Origin of the sequence: Streptomyces calidiresistens (assembly GCF_014141525.1) — a bacterium.
Classification (GTDB): Bacteria; Actinomycetota; Actinomycetes; order Streptomycetales; family Streptomycetaceae; genus Streptomyces; species Streptomyces calidiresistens.
Map to the genome: position 1 here is coordinate 1 of NZ_VKHS01000124.1, position 9,623 is coordinate 9,623.

The 9,623-nt window shown below is 69.5% G+C and carries 9 protein-coding genes; 5 read left to right on the forward strand and 4 right to left on the reverse strand.

Features of this window, described 5'->3' with window-relative positions:
• A partial coding sequence (locus tag FOE67_RS08010) for a type III polyketide synthase (protein WP_182661931.1) occupies positions 1 to 761 on the forward strand: 761 nt, incomplete at its 5' end.
• Between the two features lie 80 nt (positions 762 to 841).
• Here the strand turns inward: FOE67_RS08010 and FOE67_RS08015 are convergent.
• Positions 842 to 2,293, reverse strand: a complete 1,452-nt coding sequence (locus FOE67_RS08015) for an FAD-dependent oxidoreductase (RefSeq protein WP_182661933.1) — start codon at positions 2,291 to 2,293, stop codon at positions 842 to 844.
• A 223-nt stretch (positions 2,294 to 2,516) separates the two neighbouring features.
• Between FOE67_RS08015 and FOE67_RS08020 the strand changes: the two genes are divergently transcribed.
• The 3 genes from FOE67_RS08020 to darG all read left to right on the forward strand — a co-directional run bounded on the left by FOE67_RS08020 (position 2,517) and on the right by darG (position 5,083).
• On the forward strand, positions 2,517 to 2,903 hold the full coding sequence (locus FOE67_RS08020; RefSeq protein WP_182661935.1) for an ArsR/SmtB family transcription factor: 387 nt from the start codon (positions 2,517 to 2,519) through the stop codon (positions 2,901 to 2,903).
• Between the two features lie 421 nt (positions 2,904 to 3,324).
• Positions 3,325 to 3,984: a type II toxin-antitoxin system toxin DNA ADP-ribosyl transferase DarT gene (gene darT, locus FOE67_RS08025; RefSeq protein WP_182661937.1), complete on the forward strand. Its 660-nt coding sequence runs from the start codon at positions 3,325 to 3,327 to the stop codon at positions 3,982 to 3,984.
• Positions 3,985 to 4,021: 37 nt separating this feature from the next.
• On the forward strand, positions 4,022 to 5,083 hold the full coding sequence (darG, locus tag FOE67_RS08030; protein ID WP_182661939.1) for a type II toxin-antitoxin system antitoxin DNA ADP-ribosyl glycohydrolase DarG: 1,062 nt from the start codon (positions 4,022 to 4,024) through the stop codon (positions 5,081 to 5,083).
• Between the two features lie 907 nt (positions 5,084 to 5,990).
• Here the strand turns inward: darG and FOE67_RS30000 are convergent.
• A complete protein-coding gene (locus FOE67_RS30000) occupies positions 5,991 to 6,602 on the reverse strand; it encodes a TetR/AcrR family transcriptional regulator (RefSeq protein ID WP_182661940.1) in 612 nt (203 codons plus the stop codon).
• Between the two features lie 94 nt (positions 6,603 to 6,696).
• Here FOE67_RS30000 and FOE67_RS08040 point away from each other — a divergent pair, with 94 nt between their 5' ends.
• On the forward strand, positions 6,697 to 7,449 hold the full coding sequence (locus FOE67_RS08040) for an SDR family oxidoreductase (protein ID WP_182661943.1): 753 nt from the start codon (positions 6,697 to 6,699) through the stop codon (positions 7,447 to 7,449).
• 257 nt (positions 7,450 to 7,706) lie between these two features.
• Here the strand turns inward: FOE67_RS08040 and FOE67_RS08045 are convergent, their stop codons facing one another.
• Together FOE67_RS08045 and FOE67_RS08050 are read right to left on the reverse strand one after the other, a co-directional pair.
• Positions 7,707 to 8,495, reverse strand: a complete 789-nt coding sequence (locus tag FOE67_RS08045) for a carbohydrate ABC transporter permease (RefSeq protein ID WP_194444054.1) — start codon at positions 8,493 to 8,495, stop codon at positions 7,707 to 7,709.
• Positions 8,496 to 8,539: 44 nt separating this feature from the next.
• Positions 8,540 to 9,547 (reverse strand): carbohydrate ABC transporter permease, encoded by a 1,008-nt coding sequence (locus FOE67_RS08050; RefSeq protein ID WP_182661947.1) that lies wholly within the window; start codon positions 9,545 to 9,547, stop codon positions 8,540 to 8,542.
• Between the last annotated feature and the right edge of the window lie 76 nt (positions 9,548 to 9,623).

Consider the following 9,623-nt stretch of genomic DNA (forward strand, 5'->3'; position numbering starts at 1 on the left):
CCGGCCCGGACATCCGGGTGGCGGCCTCCCTGGGCCTGCGCCCGGACACCCGCCGGCTGCTCGTCGGCCACATGGGCTGCTACGCGGCGCTGCCCGGCCTGGGCAGTGTGAGCGATTACGTGCTGGCCCGGGGGCGGGCGGCGGTGCTGCTCTGCGCGGAGTTGACCTCCCTGCACCTCCAGCCGCCCACCACCGACCCCCAACAGGTGGTCACCCACGCGCTGTTCGGGGACGCCGCCGTCGCGGTGGTGGTGCGCCCGGGTGATTCCGTGCCGGACGACGCCCCGGTCGCGCCGGCTCCGGGGGCGGCCGGTCCTCCCCTGGAGGTGGTGGATCTCGCCTCCCACACCGACGCCGGCACCGGGGAGCACATGACCTGGCGGATCACCGATCTGGGGTTCCGCATGGGGCTGGCCCCGGAGGTCCCGGACGTGCTGGCCAAGCACGTGCGGCCGGTCGTGGAGGACCTGTTGGCGCGCAACGGGGTGGCCCTCCGGGACCCGGTCGGCTGGGCGGTGCACCCCGGCGGGCCCCGGATCCTGGACACCGTGCGGGACGAACTGGGTCTCCCGGAGTCGGCGTTGGCGTCCTCCCGGGCGGTCCTGAACGACTACGGGAACTGTTCCTCGGCCACGGTGCTGTTGGTGCTGGACCACCTGCGACGGCGCGGCGGGCTCGTACCCGGCGCCCACGCCGTCGCGCTCGCCTTCGGGCCGGGGCTGACCCTCTGGGCGGCCCTGCTGCGCGTTCCCGGCGGCTGACCGGGCCGGTGCCGCCGGCCCGGTGCCCGCCGCTCCCGTCCGCGCCGTCCCACCCCCGTGGGGGCGGCGCGGACGGGGACTCAGCAGCCGCCCCGGGCCGGGGACCCGCCGCCGGGACCGCCGACCGTCACCGGCGCCCCGCAGCACCCGCCGGCCGCGGCCTCCCCGCCGTCCCCGGTCCCCTCGACGGCGGCCGGCTCGTCGAACAGCCCCGACCCGCCGCACACCCCCGTCTCGGGCAGTACCAACTCCACCCGCCGGGCGGCCTCCCGGTCCCCCGCCAACTCGGCGGCCACCGACCGCACCTGCTCGTAGCCGGTCATCGCGAGGAAGGTCGGCGCGCGGCCGTAGCTCTTCATCCCCACCAGGTACAGGTCGCCCTCGGGGTGGGACAGCTCCTCCGCGCCGTGCGGGTACACGGTGCCGCAGGAGTGGACGTTGGGGTCGATGAGCGGGGCCAGCGCGACGGGGGCCCGCAGGCGCTCGTCCAGCCCCAGCCGCACCTCGGAGAGGAAGGACAGGTCGGGGCGCAGGCCGGTCACGGCGACCACCGAGTCCACCGGCTCGGACCGCCGGCCGTCCTCGGCGACCGGGACCAGCCGGTCGGTGCCGTCCCCGGCGCGTTCCACGGCGGCGATCCGGAAGCCGGTCAGCGGCGTCGCCGTGCCCGCCTCCACGGCGGCCCGGGCGCGCAGGCCGAGCGCGCCGCGCGCGGGGAGTTGGTCGGCCTCCCCGCCGCCGAAGGTGTCGGTGCCCAGCCCGCGCCGCAGGATCCACACCGCCCGGGTGCCGGGGGCCTCCCGGGCGAGTTCGGCGAGGGCGGCGAGCACGGTGAAGGCGGAGGCGCCGGAGCCGACGACGGCGGTGGTGCGGCCGGCGTACCGGGCGCGGACGGCCGGGTCCCGCAGGTCGGGGATGCCGTACACGACCCGGTCGGCGGCGGCGCGCTCGCCGAGGGCGGGCAGGCCGTTGGCGCCCAGGGGCGAGGGGGTGCCGGTGGTGCCGGAGGCGTCCAGGACGGCCCGGGCCGTGATCCGCTCCTCGCCGCCGTCGGCCCGCTCGACCTGTACGACGAAGGGCTGCGCGGCGCGGTCGGCGTCCACGGTCAGGTCGCGCCCGGCGCGGGCGACGCCGGTGACCCGGCTGCCGTACCGCACGCGGTCGCCGAGGGTGTCGGCGAGCGGCCGGAGCCAGTGCTCGACCCACTCGGCGCCGGTGGGGTACGCCGTGTCGTCCGGGCGGACCCACCCGGGGTCCCGGGCGGTGAGCAGCTTCTCGGCGACGGGGTCGATCACCTCCGCCCAGCGGGAGAAGAGCCGGACGTGCCCCCAGCCGCTCACGGCGTGGCCGGGTCCGTCGCCGGCCTCCAGCACCAGCGGGCGCAGACCCCGGTCGAGCAGGTGCGCGGCGGCGGCCAGACCGATGGGGCCGGCACCGACGACGACCACGGGGCGGTCGCCGGGGTCCCCCGGGTCGGTGGCTGCGGTCGCTGCGGCTGCCGGGGTGGTGACGGCCCGGGCGGCTGTACTCATCGGAGCTCCCTCCGGGCAGGTAATTCCACCTGCCTGTATCGACGTATGTCAATGCCTTCTTGGCCATCCTGACCCTTGCGTTGGCGGATGTCAATATTGATGTACATCGAATCAGTGGGTGGGAGTGCGAACCCCCGTCCCCCATCCGTCGGCGGCTGCGGAGGTCACCACCGAAGCCGCCGAACCCGGGGGCGTTCGGGAGCCGGGGTGACACCATGGGGGTATGACCATCGTGCAGATCCCGACGGGCCCCGGGGCCGACGCGAACCCGCCCGCCGGGGACGTCGTCCCGTGCTGCCCGCCGCTGGCCCAGCGGCCCCTGGAGGCCGAGGAGGCCGAGCGCGCCGCCGCGATGTTCAAGGCGCTCGGCGACCCGGTGCGGCTGCGCCTGTTCTCGGCGGTGGCCTCCCACCCCGGTGGGGAGGCCTGTGTCTGTGACATCTCCGACGTCGGTGTCTCGCAGCCGACCGTCAGTCACCACCTGAGGAAGCTGCGCGAGGCAGGGCTGTTGACCTGCGAGCGACGCGGCACCTGGGTGTACTACCGGGTGGCCCCCTCCGTCCTCGCGGCCATGGGCACCCTCTTCGACCCCGCCCCGACCGCCCGCTGACCGCCGGCCCCGGGGCGCTCCGCCATGCCGTTTGCCCGGTACCGGGAGGCGAGGGAAACCTCGTGGTGCGTCAGGCGAGGGTTGCTCACCAGGTGGCAATGTCTCACGTGATCCGGGCGGGTTCGGAGCCTGCTGCCCCATGGCCGGGTAACCCGGATTCGGTACTGGGCCTCGATCATCTGTGGAGCATCGCGCCCTGGCCCGGTGCCACCAAGAGGGCCAGCGGTCGGCAGTCCCCTCTGTGGCGAGGCGGACCTTGTGGATAAGGAAGTCCCGGGCGGGAACGGGGTCCGTCGTCGCCGCTGGGGGCGTGTCTCCGGGTACGACAACATCCGCTGCTGTTGCTGTCGAAGGTCACCGTCAAGTGCATTACCAGAAGCTATGGTTAACGGGCAAACAGCCGACTTCGACAACCACAACTGTGGTCTACTCACCTCTTGTGACGAACGTTGGGGAACGAGAACTGTTCCACTTCACGCATGTACGCAACCTGTGTGACATCCTTGCCGAGAAGCAATTGGTCTCGGACACCGTCATGCAGAGCCGAGGAGGCGTGCTGAGAGAATGCGGAGACAGGGCAGTCAAAGCCGAACGGCGGACGCGACGGATCACTGTCCCGCCATATGGTTGTCCAGCTGACTATGTCCCGTTCTACTTCGCCCCCCGGTCACCCATGCTCTACGTGATCAGCCGGGGCGGTGTGGCGACCTACCAGGACGGGCAGCCTCCCCTTGTCTACCTGGTCACGTCTGTCAGCGGTGTCCAGGAGTCCCACAGACCCTACGTGTTCAGCGATGGGAACTGTGCAAGCGAGATCACCAGGCACTTCACGGACTTGAGCATGATGCCGAGTGTCGTCGACTGGGAGATCATGGCCGCACCGTACTGGGCGAACACGGCGGACGACGGCGATCGCATGCGCCGGCGCATGGCGGAGCTCCTGGTGTATGGACATCTGCCCGTGACAGCTTTGCACGAGGTGGCGACCTATGATCATGATCATGCCCAGCAGGTACGGCACCTACTGGGAGAGGCGGGGGCGAAACTTCCGGTGAGCGTCAGACCCAAGTGGTATTACTGACCGAGCGGCAACGAACAAGCTCCAGGGAAGGACAGCGATGATCACGCGCGGCACCGGCAACCTGCTTCTGGCAGATGTCGATGCCCTTGTTAACACGGTCAATACCGTGGGCGTCATGGGCAAGGGCATCGCCTTGCAGTTCAAGCGGGCCTATCCGGAGAACTTCAAGGATTACAAAGCGTCTTGTGACCGTGGCGATGTCATGGTCGGCCGGATGCATGTGCACGAGGTCGGACAAGTAAGCGGCCCGAGGTTCATCATCAACTTTCCGACAAAGCGCCACTGGCGTGCGCCGTCACGGATCGAGGACATCGCCTCGGGGCTCGTGGCGCTGCGTGATGAAATCGTTGAGCGCGGGATCAATTCCATCGCAGTTCCACCTCTCGGGTGCGGAAACGGTGGACTCTCCTGGAACGAAGTAGAGCCAATGATTCGCCAAGCTTTGGGAACGGTTCCCGGGGTCGAAGTCCGTGTTTACTCGCCTTTGGGAACTCCCAATGCGTCATCAATGCCAAATGCCACCCCGGCGCCCGAAATGACGCGTGAGCGCGCAGCTTTTCTCGCTGCGCTGAATCGGTATGTTGAGAATGGAATTTCTCGTGGTCTCGCATTCGAGTCACGGGTTTCGCTGCTTGAAGCGCACAAGGTGGCATACCTTCTGCAGAAGCTACACCTACCGTTGGGGCTTCGGTTCGAGAAGGGTCTCTATGGTCCGTACTCGCAGCCCCTGGACAGAGCGGTCTCCGCGATGGAAGGCCACTTCGTCACAGGTTTTGGTGATGGCACGAGCGGGGCCCAGGCGATTTTGGAGCTCAATAAAGATTCCGTCAATGAGGCTGAACAATTTCTGAAACAGCACCCGGGGTTCGAAGAAGCTGCGGCCAGGTTCGAAGCCCTGACAACGGGTTTCGAAGATGCATTCGGGATGGAGCTTTTGAGTACCGTGCTTTTTGCTGCCGAAGAACTTGTGCCGCCTCCGCCGAGTCCTGAGTCGGTAACGGCGTGCATCAGGGCGTGGAACCACCGAAAAGAGCGCCTCTTCACGGAGGCTCACATTCAAACGGCATGGCAGCGTCTTCTTGAATCCCGTCTATTGTGAAATATTGGAGATTTCAGGTGATTTGTTGACGTAGATCCTGGTGGGGGTTGTCGTAGCTGGATCGCCACCGTGGCCCACTGCTGGTCTCAACGCGCCGAGTGCTGTCTCCGTGGTGTGGGAAGTTCCCCCTTCCGGAAGGCCACGGATCAACTCCGTGGCGCGGGCCTGTCCGAAGAACTTCCTCATTGAGGTCCAGGTCTTCAGAGAATAAAAATTGCGCTCGATTTCCATCCTTCCTTCCGGCTCTCGGCTCGGAAGGGCATCGATCCGGGAACCCGCGATCCGGTCGTCCCCGAGTGCCGGTGGGCCACATTCGTCGACCAGGTGCATTTTCTGTAAATTTCGTCTCATTGTGTCCGCGTCCCAATGGGTAGCGATTTAGGCAATCCCTGCTCTCCCCGCGAACCGTCATTCCCGGCGGCTTCCCTGAGGGGCCGACCATTCTTCGTCCTCCCGGTCGGCTGTCGATCAAATTCTCACCCCCGTCCGGGCAGGGAAACCGGGTCCCATAAATTATGCTGTGCGGTTGAACTTCTACTGGCGTTGAACTCGTGGAGTCATAAAGAGTGACGGCTCGTCGACGGTGCGATATCACAGGAGTACGCGGTATCCACAAGGGGGCGGGTCGACCACCGAATGCAGAGTCCGGCCAGGAATTATTGATTAAGGCGGCCGAGATGTTCACCCTCGGCGACCGCGACGCGGCGTTGGCCTCGTGGGAGGAGACGTGGGCGGTGGTTCCGGGATCGCGCGGGTGCATCCGGGAGGTCAGGAGCCGATGCGGGTGTTCACCTCGCTGCACCGTCGCGGCAACTCCCGGCCCACCCGCCTCGTCGGGCGCGCGGGTGTGCCCTTTTGGACCCGGGCCGATGGGGCGGATGCCCGGGGGCCGGGCGCCGGACGGCCCTCAGGGGTGGATCGGCCAGTTGCCCAGGGCGGCGTCCGCCATGGCCCGGAGCTCCTCCCGGTCGACACCGCTCGCGGCCTGCACGGCGATGCCGAACGCCAGGGTGGTGACGTAGCGGGCCAGGAGTCCCGGATCGGTGTCCGGGGGCAGGTCGCCCTCGTCGACGGCCCGTTGGAACCGCTCCCGGACCCGGGTGCAGCCGTCGTTGCGCCAGGCGGCGAGCAGGTCGCGGACCCCCTGTCCGGAGTCGCTCACGGCCAGCGCCCCCTGGACGCCCAGACATCCGGCGGGATGGGCCGGGCGGGTGGTGGTGCGGACGGTGCCGGCCAGGAGCGCGCGGGCGACCCCGAGGGCGGTCGGTTCCTCCAGCGCCCGGGCCAGGTACGCGCTCGGCCCCTCGGTGTAGCGCTCCAGAACCTTACGGAACAACTCCTCCTTGTTGCCGAAGGCCGCGTACATGCTGGTGGTGGAGATGCCCATGGCCCTGGTCAGCGTGGCCAGGCCGGCCCCCTCGTAGCCGTGCTCCCAGAAGACCAGCATGGCGCGTTCGAGGGCCTCGTCGGTGTCGAAGCCCCGCGGTCGGCCGATCGGGCCGCTCTGTCTCTTCCCCACCCCCGCAGTCTACCCCTTCCGCATCGATCGCTGCGGAAGTGCTACGGTTCGACTTCTGCATCGATCGATACGGAAGTCGACGGAGGTCATCGACATGGGACTGCTCGAAGGAAGAACCGCCCTGGTCACCGGGGGCGGCAGCGGTATCGGCCTGGCCACGGCCGCGCGACTGGCGGCGGAGGGCGCGCACGTGGTCGTCACCGGGCGGCGCGGGGCCGAACTCGCCGCGGCCGTGGAGGCGATCGGCCCGTCGGCGGTCACGGCGGTGACCGCCGACATCGCGAACCCGGCCGACCTGGACCGGCTCCACGACACGATCCACGACCGGGGGCGGGGCCTGGACGTCCTGTTCGCCAACGCCGCCGTCGCCGAGTTCATGCCGCTGGAGCGGATCACCGAGGAGCACTTCGACACCCTCTTCGGGATCAACGTCCGGGGCACGCTGTTCACCGTCCAGAAGGTGCTGCCCCTGCTCAACGACGGCGCCTCGGTGATCCTGAACGGCTCCACCAACGCGGACGTCGGCACGGAGGCGTTCGGCGTGTACGCGGCCTCCAAGGCCGCCGTCCGCTCGTTCGCCCGGACCTGGGCCAACGAACTGCGGGGGCGCGGCATCAGGGTCAACACCGTCACGCCCGGCCCGACCGACACCCCCGGCCTCTCCGGGCTCGTCCCCGATCCGGAGCAGGCCGCCGGCTTCCGGGAGCACCTGGCCGCGCAGGTGCCGCTGGGCCGGCTCGGGCGGCCGGAGGAGGTCGCCGCCGCGGTGGCCTTCCTCGCCTCCGACCAGAGCGGCTTCGTCACCGGGTCGAGCCTGTACGTCGACGGCGGCCTGAACCAGATCTGAGTTCCGCGGCGCCGTGCCCGGTGCGCCCGGTGCGCCCGGCGGGGGCCACTGCGCACGGCTGCGGGGCTCGCCCGCCCGGCGCCGTGGCCCGGCGGTCCCGATCACGGGCCGGCCGCGCACGCCGGGCACGGTCCCGCCGGGTCCGACACGGCGTGCCGGGGGTTCCCCATCCGGCGCCGCACACGGCGCCGGCCCCCGGCCCGGGCCGCGCGACGCGCGATCCGGACCGGGGGCCGGTGGCTCCCCGGGGGGACGGCTCAGCCCTTGGTGGCACCCGCCGTCAGACCGCCCGCCAGGTGGCGCTCCGCCACCGCGTAGAAGGCGAGCGCGGGCAGCATGGCCAGCACCAGGTAGGCCATCACCCGGGCGGTGTCCGAGGCGTACTGCCCCTGGAACTGCTGCACGCCCAGCGGCAGCGTCCACAGGCTCGGGTCGGTGAACATCACCAGCGGCAGGAAGAAGTTGTTCCAGCTCGCCACGATCGCCAGCACCGACACCGTCGCCAGCGCGGGGCGGGCCATCGGCAGCAGCACCTTGAAGAAGAACCCGAACGGCGAGCAGCCGTCCAGGATCGCGGCCTCCTCCACCTCGCGCGGGATCTCCCGGAAGAAGCCGCGCAGGATGATGATCGTGATCGGCAGGCCGAAGGCGACCTGCGGCAGGATCACGCCCAGGTAGTTGTCCAGCAGGCCGATCGAGCGCAGCAGCACGAACAGCGGCAGGATCGCCGCCGCGAAGGGGAACATCAGGCCCACGGTGAAGAGCATGAAGAAGGCCTCGCGCCCGCGGAAGGCGTAGCGGGCGAAGACGAAGGATGCCATCGCCCCCAGCCCCGCCACCAGCACCGTGGTGACGACACCGATCAGCATGCTGTTGAAGACCTGCCGCCAGAAGGTGTCGGAGGCCAGCACGTCACCGTAGTTCTCCGGTCGCCACGGCGAGGGCAGACCGAAGGGGTTCTGCGAGAGCTGGGCGCTGTCCTTGAAGCCGCCGAGGACGGCGAACAGCAGCGGCCCGACGATCAGGACGGCGAGGCCCAGCGCCAGGAGCTGTCGGGAGACCCCGACGAGGAGTGTGTTGCGGCGGTGGTTCACTTCGCCCCTCCCATGGTGGTCATGGCGCCCTGCGTGTCACGACGCATCACGAAGCGCACGTACAGCAGGGCGAACACCATGCTGATCACGAACATCGCCACACTGAACGCGCTGGCGTAGCCGAACTGGTAACGCTGGAAACCGAAGTCGAACATCGTCACGGCCAGCGTCTCGGAGGAGCGCACCGGGCCGCCGCGGGTCATCACCCACACGAGGTCGAAGAGCTGGATGGTGCCGATGACCGACAGGAAGACGCTGATCCGGATGGTGGGGCCCAGCAGCGGCAGCGTGATGTGCCGGAACTGCTGCCAGGGGCTCGCGCCGTCCAGCGAGGCCGCCTCGTTCAGCTCGTGCGGGATGCTCTGCCGCCCGGCCAGGTAGAGGATCGTGTAGAAGCCGAAGAACTTCCACGTGATGACGGCGAACAGGGCCATCAGCACGGTGTCCGGGTCGGCCAGCCACGCCCGCTGCAGGGACTCCAGTCCGATGGAGCCCAGCACGTGGTTGAGCAGGCCCGAGTCCGGCGCGAGGATGCTGGTGAACAGCACCGCCGTGATGACCTCGGAGAGCACGTACGGGGCGAAGAACAGCAGGCGGTAGATCGCCCGGCCGCGCATCCGCTGGTTCAGCAGCAGCGCCAGGGCCATGGCCAGCGGCAACTGCACCAGCAACGAGAGCAGGATCAGGATGCCACCGCGCCGCAGGTCCCCGAGGAAGATCGGGTCGCTCAGCATGCGACGGAAGTTGTCCAGCCCCACGAAGTCGCTGGGCAGACCGCCCATGCCGTTCCACGAGTAGAGGCTGAACCACATCGCCAGGGCCACCGGGGTGAGCACCAGCAGCCCGTACAGCAGCAGGGCGGGGGAGAGGAAGAACGCCACGGTCAGGCGCTTGTCCCGGCGACGGCGGTCGGTCGGCATCGCGTGCGCCGGCGAACGGGGCGGCTTGCCGCCGCGACGGTTGGCCGCGTGCGGCTCGTCGGTCGTCAACACCGGAGAGGTCATGATCGGGCTCCGCTTCGGGAGAAAGATGGGGCGGCCGGTCGCGCCCCGGGGTGCACCGGCTGGGTGCCGGCGGGCG